The sequence below is a fragment of the Agaribacillus sp. DX54 genome (genome assembly GCF_056858335.1).
Genome location: NZ_JBXEQE010000009.1, coordinates 47,990 through 66,728, shown reverse-complemented (window position 1 = coordinate 66,728; position 18,739 = coordinate 47,990). Strand labels below are relative to the sequence as shown.

The window sequence follows — 18,739 nt, the reverse complement described above, 5'->3', positions numbered from 1 at the left end:
GATCATGACCGATATAACAAATGTACACCCAGGAGAAATACTCCAAAAGGAGTTTCTTGAGCCTTTAGGTATCACTGCCTACAAGTTAGCCAAAGCAATTGGCGTTCAGCAGACGAGGGTCAGTTTGATACTTAAAGAAGAACGTGGAATCACAGCGGATACTGCCATACGATTTGCCAAGTATTTTGGTACAACCCCTGAATTTTGGATGAATTTACAGCGGGAGTATGACCTTCGTAAAACGAGGTATGAAAAGGAGGATATCTTTAATAAAATAGTGCCTTTGTCAGCATAGGAAAATTCTTATAATTCCCTGTGCTTTAATCTGTTTAGCGATACGTAAAAAGCTATTAAGGCACCAGTTATTTTTAATTGAATTTAATACAATTTGGAAAAATTTAAGGCAGCTATAAAAGACTGTGAGATTTGTGCCGATCATTTACCTCTGGGCGCCAATCCTGTATTTCAATTTGGCGAGGGAGCCAGGGTGGTGATTATTGGACAAGCTCCCGGGAGGAAAGTACATCAATCGGGTATTCCATGGGATGATGCCAGTGGAAACCGTTTAAGGGAGTGGTTGGACATCAGCGCTAGTACCTTTTATGACCCGGATAAACTGGCGCTTGTTCCGATGGGCTTTTGCTACCCCGGTAAAGGCAAATCGGGTGACTTACCGCCTCGTCCGGAATGTGCACCGAAATGGCATGACAGGATTTTAGCCAGACTCGAAAACGTTGGACTGAGAATCCTGATCGGGCAATATGCGCAACAATACTATTTACATGGCAGGGTTAAGCGTACATTAACGGAAACTGTAAAGGCGTATGGGGAGTACCTTCCCAGTGAGATTCCTTTACCACACCCTTCTCCCAGGAACAATATCTGGCTGAGAAAAAATCCCTGGTTTGAGAAAGAACTATTGCCTGTATTGCAAGGAAGGATTGCATTGTTAATGGCCGGTATTTGACATCACTTTTGTCCTGTGCTACTCAACTAATCCTCCGCTAAAGAAAAACAGGCTTACCTCCGAAATTTTGGTCTTAATAAGTTAAAGGCTTAAGTCATATTTTGCGTTGATAAGATTAAGCTGCGCTTCACGTAGCTCTAAGCCTGTAATCTGGCCTGAAATCTTTTTTTGATAACACTTTTAAAAAAATCTAACAACGTTAGAAATTTAAAACGTTATAAGAGCATTTTTGTTTGAAGGGCTCAGGAAATTTTTGAAAAGAATCAAACCAACTTCAGATGATGATTTACATGGAAGCCTTTTTGTCTTTAAATTCAATTGAACGTCACGGGTGTAAGTTTTCAACAGACAAGCATTGGCGAATCGACATGTATATGAATACCTTAACATTATTTACCAGAATTATTAAAAGTAAATACTGAAATGAAAAAGCGTTATTGCATTTACTTTTTACAGCTTTTGACCATTCATCTGATTTTTTCCACTGGCTTTGCAAAAAACTCCAACGGCGATCTGATTATTGAATCTAACGGGCTTTCACTCAATGACGCCTATCTGTCATCCTACGGACAACGGTTTAGTTCCAATCAATTTCAATTTCAAACCAAAGTCAAGCTTAATCTGGATGGGATCAGGGGGTACGCTATAAAAGATGATAAAGTATTCATTGGCTGCTCTATGCAGGTCATTGATAAATATGGGAAAGCTCTATTGAATGAGACTGATCTGTTTCCAGGTGACGACGGTCTTGAACGGAATACCGCTGGTAATTTATACCTTACCCTTGTAGTAGGTACACCGATGAGACTTGGGGCTTCTTATAACTGGATAGTAAAAGTGTGGGACAAAGTTGGTCATGGTGAAGTGAGAACCGAACTTAAGTTTAAAGTGATTGAAACCAGTGACAAAGTTGGGATCGACGTAAACGCCAGGGGCCTGAAAGCCCGTAGTGTATTTATGACCAACCAGAATGGGGCAATACAGAGCAACAAGGTGAGTTATTTGGAAAGAATCAAGCTGAATTTCTATGACCTTAAAGGCTTTACAAAAAAGGAAGGTAAGGTTTTCGTTGGCGGTTCAATGATCGTGAGCGACTCTCAGGGCAACACTGTTCTGGAATATTCTGATTTATTTGCCGACTACGATCAAACCGGTGTTGAGCCTGCCGCAGCCGAAAAACTGCATCTATTACTTGCAGTTGGTGATCCTTTGAAAAAAGGCGAGATTTACACATGGAAGTCCAGGGTCTGGGATAAAGCCGGAAAAGGTGAGATTACTTCCGAGGTAAAGATTGAAGTGGTGAATTAACTTGGAGTTTTCTCCACCGGGTATCCTTCTTTCATCTGTAGTCACCAATTTGCAGTATGATAATTTCCGCTATCTGATTGCATACAAAAATTGATTTTACCTACCCTAACAAATTAAATTTCTTGCTTTCGTATGACTTAATTCTTAACCTGACGGCAGCGTCCGTAGGTTTTGCATAACGTTTTCGGGAAAATTCTTTGTGTCTTTATGGTTCACCATTTTTTACCACGGAGGCACGAAGACACAAAGAGACACAAAGGTTTTCGCTAATACAATAAAGATACAGGCATATTAATAAGTTGTGCCACGCCCACGAGACACTTGCGCCAGGTAAGTTTTTGTCAAAGTTCTTGGTGTATTTGTGGTTCACCATTTTTCTACCACGGAGGCACAAAGACACCAAGGTATTGGTCAAAAAACTTTGAGTTTAGCAACTACCACAGGACGGAGACGTCGTTTGATACCTATATCCGTATATCTACAGAAAAAACGTGAATTGAATCAGATCCATTCTGATTTATAAGGAATATATGAAAAATAATTCATATTTTTTTGTATTTTAGTTGCTATGGTAACAAAAGTACGTAAAATAAGCGCTGAAAAATTAGAGGCAGTGGCTTTTATTTTAAAAACAATTGCCCATCCTGCCCGGATAGCTATCATCGATATGCTTAAGAACGGAGAGGAACTCCCGGTAGGAGAGATTTGCATTAAATTAGGTCTGGAGCAGTCCCTTACCTCACATCATCTTTCTAATATGAAGCTGAAAGGTATTCTGGCCAGCAGAAGGGAAGGACGGAATATTTTTTATTTTTTGAAGATGAAAGAGGTTACAGGGGTTATCCAATGTATGGAGTCCTGTGAAAGTATTAATCTATGAACATGGTATTCGATTAATGGGCAATATTGGCTCACTATCTTCTTAAAAACATCCAAAATTACCATGTCGTAAATATTTTCGCCGGCTTGATCGCCTTGTGCCTGACCCAATGTTAAAACCTCTTCAAGAAACATTTTACATCAAAGAAAAAGTCTACATCAAAGATTACATCTGATAAATGCACAAGTTTTTCCCATTCCTTTTATGGACAGGAGCAATAAATGCCCAATCACTAAGAGCGGATTTCCTTGCCGGGTTGACAGGAGCAGTTATCGTTTTACCACAGGGTGTTGCCTTTGCCATGATTGCCGGTATGCCGCCCATCAATGGCTTATACACGGCCATGATATTGCCAATTGTGGCGGCCTTATTCGGTTCAAGCCGGCACCTGATCAGCGGCCCGACTACGCCCATTTCCCTGGTTGTATACTCAACAGTAAGTCAGTATGCGGCGCCTGCCACACCCGACTTTATCATGATTGCCATCACCATCACCCTGGTTACGGGAGTTATTCAACTGGTGTTGGGATTGGCAAAAATGGGGGCAGTGGTCAATTTCATTTCGCATAGTGTGGTTATTGGTTTTACCGCAGGAGCAGCAATTCTTATAGCCACAAGCCAGGTCAAACACTTTCTGGGATTAGACCTGGAGAGAAGTAGCTCCTTCCCAGAAGCCTGGACCCTGATTTTGCAAAGTCTTAACCAGACAAATTTCTATGCCCTTGCGATTGCAGTAGTTACCCTTGCATCGGCTATTTTAGTCAGACGGTTGCACCCGCTGGTACCTCATATGCTTATTGCCATGATTATTGGTAGTATTTTGTCATTCTACATGGCTGGGCCCGGCAATGGAGTAGCCGTAATAGGAGAGCTTCCTAAAGGACTTCCCCCTTTTTCTTTACCAAATTTCGAGGTAAAACTGCTTCAAAACCTGACACCCAACGCTTTTGCCATCGCTTTGTTGGGCCTCATTGAGGCAGTGGCCATTGCCAGGGCTATTGCTACCAAAACGGGACAACGCATCGATGCTAATCAGGAATTTATCGGGCAGGGCTTATCCAATATTGCAGGTAGTTTTTTTTCTTGTTATGCCGGTTCAGGCTCTTTTACCCGGTCGGGAGTTAACCATTCGGCAGGGGCGGTGACACCTATGTCAGCCGTTTTTGCGGCTGTTTTATTGATGTTCCTGATTGTATTCATCGGGCACCTGACTGTGTTTTTGCCTATGCCGGCAATGGCAGGTATTATTGTGCTGGTCGCTTATAATCTCATTGATTTTCATCATATTAAAAAAATTTTAAAAACAAGCAGGCGTGAATCATTGGTAATGGTCATTACATTTGGGGCCACCCTGTTTCTGGAGTTGGAATATGCCATATACCTGGGCGTTTTTTTCTCTTTGGTGTTTTACCTGCGAAAGACCTCCACGCCCCGGATGGTAAAGCTGGCCCCTGACCCTAAAGATTCAAAGCGGATGTTCAAAAATGCCGTTAAATATGATTTGGACATCTGTCCGCAATTGATGGTATATCGTATTGAAGGGTCTTTGTTTTTTGGCGCGGTCGAGCATGTAGGGGAGAAACTGGATGTTTTATTGGATAGCTCGGAAAAGAATTTACTGATAGTGGGTAACAATATTAACCTGATCGATACTTCAGGAGCGGAGTTCCTGACCACTATTGTTAGAAAATGGGATGAAAGAGGGAAAAAAATATACTTATCCGGATTAAAGCTGCGGGCAAGAACGTTTTTAAAGAAAGGTGGATATTGGGATGAAATCGGTGAAGACAGGTTTTTTGTCAATAAAGAAGAGGCCATTGCAAAGATTTATTCGCAGCTTGATCAGCATATCTGTGAAAAATGCCCTTTTCAAATATTTCGTGAATGCCCGCGGGCTGGTTCGGAATACAAGTATTCAGCCTGAGATTTAAAGAATGGTTTAATTAAATGGGAAATAATGTTCTAACATCAGAGAAGTCATAGTATGACGCCATACTATAACTAGCCCGGGAATGATTGTCCGAATAACCGGGCTAAATAACCGTACATTTTCAGCCCTTCACACCCCGGGCCTCACCCTGGAAAGTACCACCTACCTGCTGTTTGATGAGCTAGGAAAGGAACATGCCATTTTTAGCGGTGACACACTTTTTATAGGAGATGTAGGCCGGCCTGACCTGGCTCAGAGGGGAACACTCACCAAGAATGCCCTGGCAGGTATGTTATATAACAGCCTGCGCAGTAAAATCATGACTTTACCTGACCATGTGATTGTGTACCCTGCCCATGGTGCAGGTTCTGCCTGTGGAAAGAACATGAGCAATGAAACCACAGACCTGTTGGGAAATCAGAAGAAAACCAATTATGCACTCAGATCAGGTATGACCAGGGAAGCGTTTATCAGAGAGGTGACAGAAGGATTATTGCCGCCACCACAGTATTTTGCCATGAATGTGGCCATGAACAAAGGAGGTGCAAAAAGCTTGGATGATATTCTGAAAAAAGGCAACATACCCCTCGATACAGCGACATTCATGGCTTTGGCAGATCATGAAGGCGCCCTGGTGCTGGATACCAGAACCCCCCGGGAGTTTGCAGCAGCACATATCCCTAATGCCATTTTCATAGGCTTGGATGGCAGTTTCGCGCCATGGGTGGGGGCTTTGATTCCGGATTTACAACAGCCTGTTATTTTCATAGCTGAACCCGGGAGAGAAGAGGAGGTAATAGTCCAGCTTTCAAGAGTTGGATATGATAACACCCTGGGCTACCTGAAGGGTGGTATCCATGCCTGGCGGAAAGCAGGGAATGCGTTTGATACAGTGATGTCTGTCTCTGCCGGTGAATTTGCCGTGCACTATAAAAAACACAAGATGCCTGTGCTGGATGTCAGAAAGCCCACTGAGTATGAGGCAGAACATGTCGAAGATGCCCTGAATTTACCTTTGGACTCTATCGACGATCACTTCAATCAACTTGACCGGCATAAAGCGTATTACCTTTATTGTGCAGGTGGTTATCGCTCCATGATCTATGCATCAATCCTAAAGTCCAGGGGCTATGACCAATTAGTGGATATAGCCGGTGGGTTTAAGGCTATAGCAGAAACCGATGTGCCTAAAACTGAATATGTATGTCCGTCATCCTCAAGCTGACCTTGTGAACCGGCCCTCGTTGACAGCGTAACAATTGTTACGTTGGCCAGTCACATCTTCTCATAAATTTGTATCATACTTCTTTAAAATGTGATAAATTTAAATTAAATGACTGGCATTAAGAGATATATTCCTATTCTGGGCTGGTTGCCGCATTACAACAACAGGGATCTGAGGGGAGACCTTTCAGCGGGTTTAACTGTCGGGGTAATGCTCATTCCTCAGGGAATGGCTTATGCCATGCTGGCCGGGCTGCCTCCCATTTATGGATTATATGCTTCCACCGTTCCCCTGGTATTTTATGCCATTTTTGGCACCTCCAGGCAATTGGCGGTTGGGCCGGTCGCTATGGTTGCTTTGTTGATTGCAACAGGTGTAGGCCATTTGACGGCTCAGGGTACTGATGAATTTATCCTCCTGGCCATTTCTCTGGCATTGATGGTGGGTGCATTACAATTCCTGCTCGGACTTTTCCGGCTGGGGTTTTTGGTGAATTTTCTTTCACACCCGGTCATAAGTGGATTCACCTCAGCGGCTGCGCTGATTATTGGATTGAGTCAGCTAAAGCACTTGCTTGGGTTTCATATTCCCAGAAGCAACTTTGTTCATGAAATCGTCATCAACGCATTTCGTGGTTTTGATCAAATTCATCTACCCACATTGTTGCTGGGTACCTGCGGTATTTTTATCATTTTATTGACGAGAAGGATAGACCAATCAATACCAGGCCCGTTAGTTGCCGTAATTTTAGGAATACTATTGGTATCATTGCTTGGTCTGGATGAAAATGGTATGAAAATAGTCCGTGAGGTTCCCGAAGGCCTACCTGCCTTTGCCATACCGGCATTGGATATGATCCACTTGGAAAGCCTGTTACCCGTTGCTTTGACCATAGCCCTGGTTGGATTTATGGAGTCTGTCGCTGTTGCTAAGGCTATTCAGGCTAAGCACAAAGACTATACTGTTGATCCCAATCAGGAATTAATAGCATTAGGTTTGGCCAATATCGGAGGAGCTTTCTTTAGCGCTTTTCCTACTACCGGGGGCTTCTCCAGAACGGCCGTAAACGACCAGGCGGGGGCCAGAACCGGCATGGCATCCATCATTAGCGCACTTTTAATCCTGTTAACACTCTTATTTCTGACCCCGCTTTTTTATTATCTGCCAAAAGCGATACTGGCTTCCGTAATTATGGTGGCAGTGTTTGGGTTGATCGACTTTAAAGAGGCCAAATACCTTTGGAAAACAGACAGGAGAGATTTTCTGATGTTGATAGTCACGTTTTTAGCTACCCTCACGCTTGGCATTGAGCAGGGGATAGGCGTGGGAGTGATTCTCTCACTGGCCATGGTCATTTACAGGAGCGCCTACCCACACATGGCCATTCTGGGCAAGATGCCTGGTACCCCGGTCTACAGAAATATTAACAGGTTTTCACAGGCCGAGGTACGGGAAGATATACTGGTTATCAGATTCGACGCTCAATTGTTTTTTGCAAACACCGGAAATCTCAAGGATAAACTGTGGGAATTTGTTAATTCGAAGGAAAACCTTAAGCTTATCATATTAAATGCAGATGCCATTAACAGCCTTGATTCGAGTGCTGCCCATGTTTTAGGTGAAATAGTCGATGAACTCAGATCTGGCGGTATGGATTTTTATCTGTCAGGCGTTAAAGGACCAGTGCGGGATATTATGCATCGATGTGGCCTGATGGAACACATAGGAAAAGACCACTTCTTTTTGTATGTGGATGAAGCTGTAACACATTTTGACGCCCTTGGCAACCAGCAGCAGGTGTATCCTTCCACACATGCTACACAAACCAATCTTGCCTGAATTCGACTGCCTTTTTTCCTGAAAACCAAGATTTTACATTCATTTTGTCCCTCTTTGAGGTTTTTAGCCGGATAGCTTATGTAACAATTGTTACGCAAAAAGATCATGTACCAGGGTACTTTTAAAGGATATTCAAGCAATAAAAAAAATTATGTATAAGAATATAAGTAATCAGGAATTCAAACAAAAGGTGAGCCAGGATCCCAAAGCGGCGATTCTGGATGTCAGAACGGAGCGTGAATGCCGCGATGGTATCATTCGGGGAGCAAGGTGCCTCGACATGATGGCTAGTGATTTTGAAGCGTCAGTCAGGAGGTTGGATAAAACCAGGTCTTACTACATCTATTGTCGTAGTGGTAATCGCAGCAGTGTCGCATGCCGGATGATGCAGGATATGGGATTCAAAAATCTTTATAATTTGGAAGAGGGCACTTTGGGTTGGGATGGTGAACTGGTCAGCCGTAGTGAAGTGAAAGCATCTTAGTGATTAAGTGAGGAACAATTTTGATTAAAACAGGATTGAGATAACGAAGGTATCGATACCAACGAATTTTTCCACTTTACAGGGAATAGGCAATATGATCGGGTAAAAGACAGCAGAAAAGGCTGGCGCTGAACGATACACTTTAAGAGAAGTAATATTGTCTGACCGGGGCGCATTTTGAAGATCATGGAGAAGCGGTCGAATGTAGGAATTTCAGCACCATAACTTCGAGATAAGAAGCAAATTTCTTCATCCTGTTTTGACCTACTGATTTAAGTTAGATTATTAGATAAAATTGAAATGATAGAGTTTATAAGCCAACCGTGGCCATGGTACGTGGCTGGACCGTTGATTGCCCTGGTGATGTTTTTGTTCTGGTATTTTGGCAAAAGCTTCGGGATATCTTCCAACTTGCGCACCATTTGTAGCATTGGAGGAGCCGGAAAATTATCGGACTTCTTTGATTTTGATTGGCATGGACAAATATGGAACCTGACCTTTTTAGCGGGCGCTGTGATAGGAGGTTTTATTGCCCACACATTTTTGACGATTGACCAGGGAGTTCAAATTTCTGAAGGCGTTGTCAATGAACTTAGGTCATTGGGCATAGAGGAACCGGGAAAGGCGTACATACCGGGAGATTTGTTTAGCTGGGAAAACCTGTTTTCGGTTCAAGGTATGCTGATGCTTGTCGGCGGTGGGTTTCTTGTTGGATTTGGCTCAAGGTACGCCGGGGGTTGTACTTCGGGTCATGCGATAACTGGTTTGAGTGAGCTTCAAATGCCTTCCCTGATCGCAGTGGTGGGGTTCTTTATTGGCGGCTTAATCATGACTCACCTGATTTTGCCCTGGATTTTGCCATTGTAAAAATGAAAATAGCCATCGTCACAGGACTGTTACTGTTAGTATTGAAGGGTTATACGCAGGTAATAGACAGTGTCGGGCACGGTGAATCCACCGCCATGAGAAAAAGTGAAAAATCTGATCAAAATGGTGAGCAAACTGTCAATAACTTAAAGGATTGGTTTGTAAAAGGCCACTTTGGCGGTTTGATACGCAACAGTTTTATGGCAACAATCAATCAACGTGATTTGAAGGACTATTGGGCAAATGGCACCGGTGGAAGGCTTTATTACCATACTTCCGAGTTTAAAGGATTTCAGATAGGCTTGGGTGGTCTCTTTGTGTTCAATACCGGATCTTCCGACCTTACCGAAGCAGACCCGGTGGTTGGAAAAGGCAGCCGGTGGGAAGCTCAACTTTTCGACATCACCGACCCGTCAAACAAAGACGATATGGATCGGCTGGAAGAACTTTTTTTAAAGTACCGGTATAAAAAATCGTGGATTAAGTTAGGGAAAATGGGTATCAACACACCTCTGGTCAATAAGCAGGACACCAGGCTGAAACCTACCGTGTTGAGCGGGGTCTGGGCGGAAATAAACGAATGGAAGAATGTATCTGTCAGTGCCGGATGGTTCACAAAATCTTCACCCAGATCCACCACAGCCTGGTATGATCTGGAAGCTGCCATTGGTTTATATGGCAAAGGTTGCAACCCCGATGGAACCAAGTCAGGTTACGCGGGAAACATTACCACCAATGGCCTGGGGATTCTGGGGATAGATTATAACTTCAATGATCGTCTGGAAATTCAGATCTGGGATTATTATATCGAAAACATTCTTAATGCCGGTTTTTTTCAGACAGACTATCACATCGGCCAGTATGAATTAGGCTTTCAGTATTTGCGGGAAGACCAGATAAACGCCGGTGGCAACCCCGATCCGGCAAGGACTTACTTTCCATCCGGGCATACCACCAACCTGTTTTCACTGAAAGCCGGGATTAAAAAAAGTAAGTGGAGCACGTCATTCAATTATACACAAGGATTGAATACCGGTAGGTTCTTGTTTCCACGGGAACTTGGAACGGCGCGGTTGTACACGTATATATCGAGGCACCGGGTCGAAGGGTTAGGAGATTTTCAGACTTTTATGATGAAATTTAACTACTTCCCACTGGATGATAGCAGTCTGAACGTAGGGGTTTATGTGGGCAGGACCAATAGCAATGACATGAGGGATTTTGAATTAAACAAATATGGGTTTATGAGTTACAACCAATTGAATATCGACCTCAATTATGCGTTAAAGGGCTGGTTGGCGGGTTTGGATGTCAGGGCTTTGTATGTACTGGATACAAGTTTTGATAAGTCTATTGAAAACCCCGACTATGTTTTTAATAAGACTAATCTTAGCCATGTTAACATCATGGCTACTTTAAACTTTTAATATGATTGAAAAATGAAATACATTAAATTTTTAATATTGGGTACTTTTTTTGGCATTGTACTAAGTAAAGCCGAGATTATTTCCTGGTACCGTATCTACGAAATGTTCAAATTCCAGTCTTTTCATATGTACGGTGTTATCGGATCTGCCGTGGTTTCAGGCATAATGGCCAAACAAATTATTAAAAAAACTAAAATGAGATCCATAGAAGGGACTGAAATCAAATTTACCCCTAAAAACAAAAGTATACCCAGATATCTGATCGGTGGCACTATATTCGGCCTTGGCTGGGCTATGACCGGTGCCTGCCCCGGGCCTATGTTTATCCTGGTTGGCTATGGCGTGGGGGTTTTCCTGGTGGTTATTGCCAGTGCGGTGATAGGTACACTGGTATACGGCTTGATAAGAAAAAAGCTGCCGCACTGATCGGTTTTTGAGGATACGGCCCATTTTTTATGGGAAAGTTTGTGTTTTTGTGGTGGTTTGTTGTTTTTCACCACTAAGGCACAAAGACACGGAGGGTTTGTACTTAAGTGGTGCTGTAATTACCGAAATCTTTATGTACCTTGAAAAGTCAATTAAACGTACTCCAAGTGGCGATTATCAGCTATCTTGCAGAAGGGGAAATACAGCATTGCATCCACTGACCCGGAGCATCGTTTTAAGTAACAATTGTTACCAAACCTGAAGGAGATAACAATTATATTTGATTCAAAAATTTAATAAAAAGGATATAGCCATGAAAGTAGAACAAATTTATACGGGATGTCTGGCAGAGGCTGCTTATTACATTGAATCTGACGGCGAAGCTGCCATTATCGATCCCTTAAGGGAAACACAACCTTACATAGAAAGAGCAGAAGAAGACGGTGCGAAGATCAAATATGTGCTGGAGACACACTTCCACGCCGATTTTGTTTCCGGACACCTGGATTTAGCGAAAAAGACCGGCGCAAAGATTGTTTACGGCCCTACCGCCCAGCCGAATTTTGAGGCCCATATTGCCAAAGACGGGGAAATACTGGCGTTGGGAAAAGCGAAAATTAAAGTTTTGCATACGCCGGGACATACTATGGAGTCTTCCACATTTCTGTTAATTGATGAAAAAGGTCATAACCATGCGATCTTTACCGGCGACACGCTGTTTATCGGTGATGTTGGCAGACCCGATCTGGCAGTTAAGACAGACTTGTCTCGTGAAGATCTGGCCGTTCATCTTTATAACTCTCTGAGGAACAAAATCATGCTGTTGGAAGATGAGGTCATCGTCTACCCCGGCCATGGTGCCGGTTCGGCTTGTGGAAAAATGATGAGTAAAGAGACCACTGATACATTAGGGAATCAGAAAAAATACAATTATGCACTAAGGGAAGATATGAGTCAGGAGGAATTTGTTAAAGAAGTTACCGAGGGATTGGTGGAACCACCCCAGTATTTCCCTAAAAATGCGGTGTTAAACAAGATGGGTTATGAGAGCCTGGATGAAATATTGGAACAAGGTGTCGTGGCTTTGCGTGTGGAAGACTTTGAAGATATGGCGAACAGGAACAATGCGCTGATTCTTGACACCAGGAGCAAAGAGGAATTTTCTAAGGGTTTTATACCGGGATCAATTTTCATAGGTATTGATGACAATTTTGCTCCTTGGGTAGGTGCACTGATTATTGATTTGAAACAACCGATTCTGTTTTTGGCCGACGAAGGAAAAGAGGAAGAGGTAGTCACAAGATTGGCTCGTGTAGGCTACGATAATACCCTCGGCTATCTCAAAGGGGGTTTTGATGCGTGGAAAAAAGCCGGCAGGGATGTAGATACTATCGAACAGCTATCGGCAGCGGATTTTGCTGAATTGTACAAAAGTGACAAGAAGATCAGTGTGCTGGATGTGAGAAGGAACAGTGAATATGATTCCGAGCACATAGAAGGCATTGGTAATTTCCCATTGGATTTTATCAATAAGAACATGGCGAAGTTGGACAATGAAAAGAAATACTTCCTTCATTGTGCCGGAGGATACCGGTCGATGATTACTGCATCGATTCTGAGAGCCAGGGGATTCGATCAATTGGTAGATATTCAGGGAGGATTCGAGGCGCTTTCTAAAACCGACCTTCCCAGAACTGAATACCACGAACCGACTACAATGCTTTAAAAGAGAAAGATAATGAACGAATTGGTTCCAAGGGAAGCTTACGAGCAAATCACAAAAATAATTGCCAGTGATAACAGTGTCGTTGGCATCGATGCCAAAGAAACACATATTATCATTATCCATAAACTCCTGGAAATCGAAAAAAGGCTCGATAGCCTGGAAAAAAGACTTAAACAGGTATAAAATTTTTTTGAGGCTAAAATGTCAAGCCCTTCACACATTACCGAAATAAGATGTGAAGGGCTTTTTGTTTTCCCTGTTGACAGATTGCTCTTGGTTTATGGTGTTGTTACAAATGAGATGTCGATATCGGGCCTGTTGTCCACGGGCTGTGATTTATCTTTGGTACCAATAAAAATTACGTTCATCCCCGAATCCGGATTAGGGTTCACAAGCTTTTCAATTTATTGATGCTAACGTTGGCGTTTTGCTACCAATGTTTTGCCCCTTCCGGGGCATATTCATCACACCCACACCCACACCCACACTCACGCTCCATATCCTTTTAGCATTCTGTTCCAATAGAACCAGGGGAGCAGGTATTTTTTCAAAATCCACATGGTCCATCTTTCTTTTGAGGTATCAAAAGGAAAGGTGGGAGTAGGGTTGTTTTCGTAATCAAATTCTGCCAGTACCATTTTTCCGTAGGCAGTGACCAGTGGGCAGGAGCCGTAACCATTGTACACGGGGTTGCCCTGCAAGGTTTGTTGCCGCATAACCGACAATAGGTTTTGTACCAGCACCGGCGCTTGTTTGCGTACGGCCGCGGCGGTTTTGGCGTTGGGCGTACTGCTTACATCGCCCAGTGAAAAAACATTCCGGTATTTGACGTGTTGCAGGGTATGCTTATCGACATCTACCCAACCCAGTGGATTACCCGGGACTGCCAGGGGACTGTTTTTTATGAAGTCAGGGGCACTTTGAGGTGGTGCCAGGTGAAGGATCTCATACGGTATTACCACTTTTTGTTCACCGTGTATCTCCATTCCCGGTATGATTTCCTTTTGTTCAATTAGTTTACAGCCGGTCTCCTCGTTAGTAATTTCAAAAACTGCCTCTTTACGGTCCGGGCGAATTTCAGTCAGTTTATGAAAATATACAGCTTTAATATCCCGGTCCTGAACGATCCTGTTGAGCGTTTTGGCAAACTTTTTTACCCCAAAAAGCACCGACCCGGGGGTAGCAAAAATAATGTGTGCCTTGTCTCTGATCCCCTTTTTCCTGAAATAATCTTCAGCCAGGTACATAATTTTTTGGGGGGCGCCCCCACATTTAATAGGGGTTGAAGGCTGGGTAAAAAGCACATTTCCACCTTTAAAATTCTGCAGCAATTCCCAGGTATACCCTGTGAACCGCCTGTCATAGTTGGAGGTCACTCCGTTTTTACCAATTGATTCTTTCAACCCGGGTATGTCATCCCAGTCATACTGGATGCCGGCTGCTACCACCAGGTAGTCATAGACAATCTCTGTACCGTCACTGATCGTGACAGTCTGATTATCCGGGTCTATCGCCTTGGCTGAGGATTTGATCCATTTAGCTCCCTGAGGAATGAAATCCCTTTCATCCCTGATAGTTTTTTTCATCTTATAGGTACCTGCACCTACGAGGGTAAACGCCGGCTGATAATAATGTTTTTCGGAAGGCTCGATGATTGCGATGTCCAATGACTTGTTTTTTCTTAGCAATTGCGCTGCAGTAGTGATGCCAGCAGAGCCGCCACCGATAATAACAATCTGGTGTTTGGTAAACTCATTTGTATTTCTCATAGTTTTATAGTTTAAAGTCAGCTTTATACCAAACCTAAATATTATCAAGTCGATTTCACATGATTTGTATCAGTACCAATCGTGATCGTCGTCAATAATTTATGACAGTTTACTGACTAAAATTTTTAGCATTTTTCTTTTTTGAAATGAAGGAAACTTAGTTTAAATGTGTAATTTAGCTGAAAAAAAGCATGAAATTTGGCCGTGTAGATAATCCCCAGGACATAGACTTTAGCTTTCCACCGGATCATCCTGATTCAAAGAAGGTTTTGACTAAAGGTGACGATAAAAATCCGTTTGAAGTATACGTTGGTTGTGCTAAGTGGAACCGGCAGGATTTGAAGAATTTTTATCCAAGGGGAACTAAAGATGAATTGACCTATTATTCTTCTCAGTTCAATTGCATAGAGCTGAATGCTACATTTTACAACCTGCCTACCCGGGTACAGGTGGAGAAATGGAAGAACAAAACACCTGAAGGTTTCAGGTTTTTTCCAAAAATTACCAACACGATCAGCCATTTTAAGCGATTGCTGGACACTCAAATGCTGGTAGAAGAATATTGTGATGCTGTCAGTGCCTTCGAAGAAAAACTGGGCATGGCTTTTCTTCAAATGCATGACAATTTCAAACCGAAGGACTTCGCCAGGTTAGAGCGGTTCCTGATTGATTTTCCGGTGGAGATACCATTGGCGGTGGAGGTGAGAAACGAGACGTGGTTCAATAATCCCGTTGAAGCTGAAAGGTTTTATCAATTATTGGAGCGCCATAAGAAGGCTAATATTATTGTAGATACGGCTGGAAGAAGAGATATGCTGCATATGCGGCTCACAACACCCAGCGCGTTTATCCGGTATGTAGGGGCAAATCATGAGAGCGATTACAGCAGGCTCGATGATTGGCTTACAAGGATAAAGACATGGAGGGATGAAGGGCTGAACCAACTGTATTTTTTTGTACACCAAAACCTTGAAAAAGAGTCTCCGCTATTATCTGCCTACTTCATTCGAAAGCTCAATACCGAATTCGGGTTGGATTTGAAAATTCCAACCACCTTGGAAAACAGGCAGTTGAGTTTTTGAGGTTAGGCTGAGGTGGCATTCCGGAAAGTCATTTTAACAGGTATTGACGCCTTTAGCAATTAAAACTAACTACAACCATCACTATAACTAGCGATGGTAAAATAGCTAGTACTGGGGATTGATCAAGAGCATCCTGATTTCCATTTTTGTATTGTTTAGAATTGGTCTAAATTAATATGGATTCGGAAATACTACTCATTGAAATGAAGCAGGAGACAGACGCTCCGTTCTCAAAGGATGGCCCGGTGTCATTTGATGTTTGTGTCTTTAAAAAATGTTGCAAGAAATATAAAAGAAAAGGCAGGCATTGCAAAAATTGTCCGAAACTGTAAGTTACAGCTAGTTTGACGCTTTGGCCGGTTCGTGATAACTTACCAAAGTTATCAATTTCACCGCTTATTGCCCTTCAGACCGGTAGCTTTCTTTGTGTGCTCCCTGATTTGCTTTAATACCACCACAGATCTTGCTTGGACTCGATACTTTGGCCGCCGGATTTCCTGCATTTCATCCAAATCCGGAAAGTCATCAGGGTAAGCTAACGATGTATCCAATACCCTATACCATTTTTTTCCTTCAAATCCGTCGATAGATGGAATTTCAAAATCCATTGCCTCCCAGTACGCATTCATTATCACGTGCAGGCACTCTGAATAATAACGATTGAACAGGGTATAGGCAAGCGCATGAGAGTGATCAGACCAATCCGGTTCAAAAGCCTTTACGCCATGCCAGAATACCCTGGAGGACTGGTGATCCTCGCGTCCGTTCCAGTGGTAATGCTCCTGAAAAAACTTATGGGACAGGTTAAAGTGGATAAGTTTTCTGGTAAAGGAGAGTAACTCCTTTTCCTTTTCGACCAAATCCCAGTCAAACCAACTGGTGGTGTTGTCCTGACAATAAGCATTGTTGTTGCCATGCTGGGTTCTTCTGACTTCGTCACCCATTAGCAACATAGGCGTTCCCTGCGAAAACATAAGAATGGTCAGAAGGTTTTTAACCTGGCGGGTTCTGAGCTTTTCAATTTCCTTATCTTTGCCGGGCCCCTCCGCACCACAATTCCAGCTAAAATTATAATCGTGCCCGTCGCGGTTTTTTTCCCCATTTTTGAGATTATGTTTGTGATTATAAGAAACCACGTCATTCAGGGTAAATCCGTCGTGACAGGTAACAAAGTTGATACTCCGGTTGGGGTCCCTGATTATTTGTCTGAACAGGTCGGGGCTGCCTAATAATCTTTGTGAAAGGTTTTGGGATACATGTAAATCCCCTTTGACAAACCGCCGTACATCATCGCGATACCGGCCATTCCATTCGGCCCACTTATGTCCAACAAAAGTCCCTAGTTGGTACAGGCCGCTGGCGTCCCAGGCTTCGGCAATAATCTTGGCAGAAGCCAACACAGGGTCCGATTCAATGGACCATAAAATGGGTGGATTAGCCAGAGGTTCACCATCTTCCGATCTTGAAAGTGCAGAGGCGAGATCAAACCTGAAACCATCGACATGCATTTCGGAAACCCAATATCTTAAGCAATCCATTATCATACGCCGCATGATCGAATGATTGGCATTCAACGTATTACCTGTCCCGCTAAAATTTGCATACTTACTTTTATCCCCTTCCTGCAGCATGTAGTATGCCCGGTTTTCCAACCCTTTGAAAGAGAGCGTCGGGCCATTTTCATCCCCTTCAGCCGTGTGATTGAAAACCACGTCGAGGATGACCTCTATGCCGGCTTTGTGTAAGGCTTTCACCAAATCCCTGAATTCATTGACAATGGCAACCGGATCATTGGCGTGGGCATAGTAGCAATGCGGCGCAAACAGGGCTATTGGGCTATATCCCCAATAATTGGTGAGGGCAGGATTGTACACATCCTGTGGGTCAAACTGCTGTACCGGCATCATTTCCACAGACGTGATTCCCAAAGCTTTCAGGTACGGAATTTTCTCTATGAGACCTGCAAAGGTGCCTTCTTTGCCCGGTGTGATACCAGCATTAGGATGTTTGGTAAAACCACCCACATGAAGCTCATAAATGACCGATTTGGCGAAGGGATAATTGAGCGGCTGGTCACCCTCCCAATCATATTCAGAGGGGTCGATTACCGCACTTTTCATAGCCTTCCGAAGGTTTTTTCCCGGACCCCTTGCTGCCTGACAGTCATAGTGTTTACCGGCTATGACAGCCTTTGCATAGGGGTCGAGCAAGAGTTTTTGTCCGTCAAAGCGAAGGCCTTTTTCAGGTATGTATGGGCCATGGACCCTGTAACCATACAACTGCCCCGGCTTAATACCGGTCACAAAGACATGCCAGTAGTAAAAAGTCTGGTTGACTTTTGGGTCCAGCTCAATAATGTGTGTGGGGCGACCGTCGGGATCATCAAAAAACAATAATTCGACCTTATCACAATTCCTGGAAAAAATACTGAAATTCACCCCATCGGGATATACAGTGGCTCCCAAGGGATAACTTTTCCCGGGCAATACTATCAGGTTGTTTTTCTTCATTTCGGATTTAATATTCGTTCCTTCTAAGTCCGAACGTTGTACCTGTGGCTTAACTTGCAACATTCCTTATGTTTTTCCCGGTTCAAAAAATCGAACCAATATAAAACCGCGAGGCAGGTTTGCAAAGGAATAAATGTTATGTAATCATTAATTTCCAGTCTTTTTGACATATTTATTATAAAATAATGGCCTTTTTGTACAAATGTATAACGCAGTGATCTAACTGTATGCCATATATCTCAAAAATTTAACCCGATCCTGATTTCCCAAGCTGTTTCCTCGAGATGAGTGTTAATCCG

16 protein-coding genes are annotated in these 18,739 nt (G+C 43.2%); 14 read left to right on the top strand and 2 right to left on the bottom strand.

Features of this window, described 5'->3' with window-relative positions; translation table 11 throughout:
* The first annotated feature begins 4 nt into the window (after positions 1–4).
* The 13 genes from AC04NP_RS12100 (at position 5) to AC04NP_RS12040 (ending at position 13,262) form a co-directional block, all read left to right on the top strand.
* Positions 5–295 carry a HigA family addiction module antitoxin gene (locus tag AC04NP_RS12100; protein ID WP_482860013.1) on the top strand — a complete coding sequence of 97 codons (291 nt, stop codon included), beginning with the start codon at positions 5–7 and terminating at the stop codon, positions 293–295.
* 93 nt (positions 296–388) lie between these two features.
* Positions 389–967, top strand: coding sequence for a uracil-DNA glycosylase family protein (locus AC04NP_RS12095; RefSeq protein ID WP_482860012.1), 579 nt, complete (start codon positions 389–391; stop codon positions 965–967).
* 423 nt (positions 968–1,390) lie between these two features.
* Positions 1,391–2,275 carry a hypothetical protein gene (locus tag AC04NP_RS12090; RefSeq protein ID WP_482860011.1) on the top strand — a complete coding sequence of 295 codons (885 nt, stop codon included), beginning with the start codon at positions 1,391–1,393 and terminating at the stop codon, positions 2,273–2,275.
* Between the two features lie 568 nt (positions 2,276–2,843).
* The gene (locus AC04NP_RS12085; RefSeq protein ID WP_482860010.1) at positions 2,844–3,155 is read left to right on the top strand and encodes an ArsR/SmtB family transcription factor; all 312 of its coding nucleotides are present in this window, start codon (positions 2,844–2,846) and stop codon (positions 3,153–3,155) included.
* A 178-nt stretch (positions 3,156–3,333) separates the two neighbouring features.
* Complete coding sequence (locus AC04NP_RS12080) at positions 3,334–5,079, top strand: SulP family inorganic anion transporter (protein ID WP_482860009.1); 1,746 nt, start codon at positions 3,334–3,336, stop codon at positions 5,077–5,079.
* Positions 5,080–5,167: 88 nt separating this feature from the next.
* On the top strand, positions 5,168–6,310 hold the full coding sequence (locus AC04NP_RS12075) for a rhodanese-like domain-containing protein (protein WP_482860008.1): 1,143 nt from the start codon (positions 5,168–5,170) through the stop codon (positions 6,308–6,310).
* A gap of 108 nt (positions 6,311–6,418) precedes the next feature.
* Entirely contained in the window at positions 6,419–8,149 is a 1,731-nt protein-coding gene (locus AC04NP_RS12070) for a SulP family inorganic anion transporter (RefSeq protein ID WP_482860007.1), read from the top strand.
* 151 nt (positions 8,150–8,300) lie between these two features.
* The gene (locus AC04NP_RS12065) at positions 8,301–8,633 is read left to right on the top strand and encodes a rhodanese-like domain-containing protein (protein WP_482860006.1); all 333 of its coding nucleotides are present in this window, start codon (positions 8,301–8,303) and stop codon (positions 8,631–8,633) included.
* Positions 8,634–8,933: 300 nt separating this feature from the next.
* A complete protein-coding gene (locus AC04NP_RS12060; RefSeq protein WP_482860005.1) occupies positions 8,934–9,500 on the top strand; it encodes a YeeE/YedE family protein in 567 nt (188 codons plus the stop codon).
* A 2-nt stretch (positions 9,501–9,502) separates the two neighbouring features.
* A complete protein-coding gene (locus tag AC04NP_RS12055) occupies positions 9,503–10,927 on the top strand; it encodes an OprD family outer membrane porin (protein ID WP_482860004.1) in 1,425 nt (474 codons plus the stop codon).
* Positions 10,928–10,939: 12 nt separating this feature from the next.
* Positions 10,940–11,353, top strand: coding sequence for a DUF6691 family protein (locus AC04NP_RS12050; protein ID WP_482860003.1), 414 nt, complete (start codon positions 10,940–10,942; stop codon positions 11,351–11,353).
* Between the two features lie 313 nt (positions 11,354–11,666).
* Positions 11,667–13,079, top strand: a complete 1,413-nt coding sequence (locus AC04NP_RS12045; protein ID WP_482860002.1) for an MBL fold metallo-hydrolase — start codon at positions 11,667–11,669, stop codon at positions 13,077–13,079.
* 12 nt (positions 13,080–13,091) lie between these two features.
* Positions 13,092–13,262, top strand: coding sequence for a hypothetical protein (locus AC04NP_RS12040; protein ID WP_482860001.1), 171 nt, complete (start codon positions 13,092–13,094; stop codon positions 13,260–13,262).
* Between the two features lie 305 nt (positions 13,263–13,567).
* Here the strand turns inward: AC04NP_RS12040 and AC04NP_RS12035 are convergent, their stop codons facing one another.
* A complete protein-coding gene (locus AC04NP_RS12035) occupies positions 13,568–14,848 on the bottom strand; it encodes an FAD-dependent oxidoreductase (RefSeq protein WP_482860000.1) in 1,281 nt (426 codons plus the stop codon).
* Positions 14,849–15,039: 191 nt separating this feature from the next.
* On the opposite strand from AC04NP_RS12035, the gene AC04NP_RS12030 reads away from it, so the two are divergent.
* On the top strand, positions 15,040–15,930 hold the full coding sequence (locus AC04NP_RS12030) for a DUF72 domain-containing protein (RefSeq protein WP_482859999.1): 891 nt from the start codon (positions 15,040–15,042) through the stop codon (positions 15,928–15,930).
* 389 nt (positions 15,931–16,319) lie between these two features.
* On the opposite strand, the gene glgX is transcribed toward AC04NP_RS12030, so the two are convergent.
* The gene (glgX, locus tag AC04NP_RS12025; RefSeq protein ID WP_482859998.1) at positions 16,320–18,503 is read right to left on the bottom strand and encodes a glycogen debranching protein GlgX; all 2,184 of its coding nucleotides are present in this window, start codon (positions 18,501–18,503) and stop codon (positions 16,320–16,322) included.
* Between the last annotated feature and the right edge of the window lie 236 nt (positions 18,504–18,739).

Bases quoted from the DNA above. Each gene is read 5' to 3' on its own strand.
- glgX (WP_482859998.1), bottom strand. From the start codon at position 18,503: ATGTTGCAAGTTAAGCCACAGGTACAACGTTCGGACTTAGAAGGAACG.
- AC04NP_RS12050 (WP_482860003.1), top strand. From the start codon at position 10,940: ATGAAATACATTAAATTTTTAATATTGGGTACTTTTTTTGGCATTGTA.
- AC04NP_RS12100 (WP_482860013.1), top strand. From the start codon at position 5: ATGACCGATATAACAAATGTACACCCAGGAGAAATACTCCAAAAGGAG.
- AC04NP_RS12045 (WP_482860002.1), top strand. From the start codon at position 11,667: ATGAAAGTAGAACAAATTTATACGGGATGTCTGGCAGAGGCTGCTTAT.
- AC04NP_RS12065 (WP_482860006.1), top strand. From the start codon at position 8,301: ATGTATAAGAATATAAGTAATCAGGAATTCAAACAAAAGGTGAGCCAG.
- AC04NP_RS12070 (WP_482860007.1), top strand. From the start codon at position 6,419: ATGACTGGCATTAAGAGATATATTCCTATTCTGGGCTGGTTGCCGCAT.
- AC04NP_RS12090 (WP_482860011.1), top strand. From the start codon at position 1,391: ATGAAAAAGCGTTATTGCATTTACTTTTTACAGCTTTTGACCATTCAT.
- AC04NP_RS12060 (WP_482860005.1), top strand. From the start codon at position 8,934: ATGATAGAGTTTATAAGCCAACCGTGGCCATGGTACGTGGCTGGACCG.
- AC04NP_RS12075 (WP_482860008.1), top strand. From the start codon at position 5,168: ATGATTGTCCGAATAACCGGGCTAAATAACCGTACATTTTCAGCCCTT.
- AC04NP_RS12035 (WP_482860000.1), bottom strand. From the start codon at position 14,848: ATGAGAAATACAAATGAGTTTACCAAACACCAGATTGTTATTATCGGT.
- AC04NP_RS12040 (WP_482860001.1), top strand. From the start codon at position 13,092: ATGAACGAATTGGTTCCAAGGGAAGCTTACGAGCAAATCACAAAAATA.
- AC04NP_RS12055 (WP_482860004.1), top strand. From the start codon at position 9,503: ATGAAAATAGCCATCGTCACAGGACTGTTACTGTTAGTATTGAAGGGT.
- AC04NP_RS12085 (WP_482860010.1), top strand. From the start codon at position 2,844: ATGGTAACAAAAGTACGTAAAATAAGCGCTGAAAAATTAGAGGCAGTG.
- AC04NP_RS12030 (WP_482859999.1), top strand. From the start codon at position 15,040: ATGAAATTTGGCCGTGTAGATAATCCCCAGGACATAGACTTTAGCTTT.
- AC04NP_RS12080 (WP_482860009.1), top strand. From the start codon at position 3,334: ATGCACAAGTTTTTCCCATTCCTTTTATGGACAGGAGCAATAAATGCC.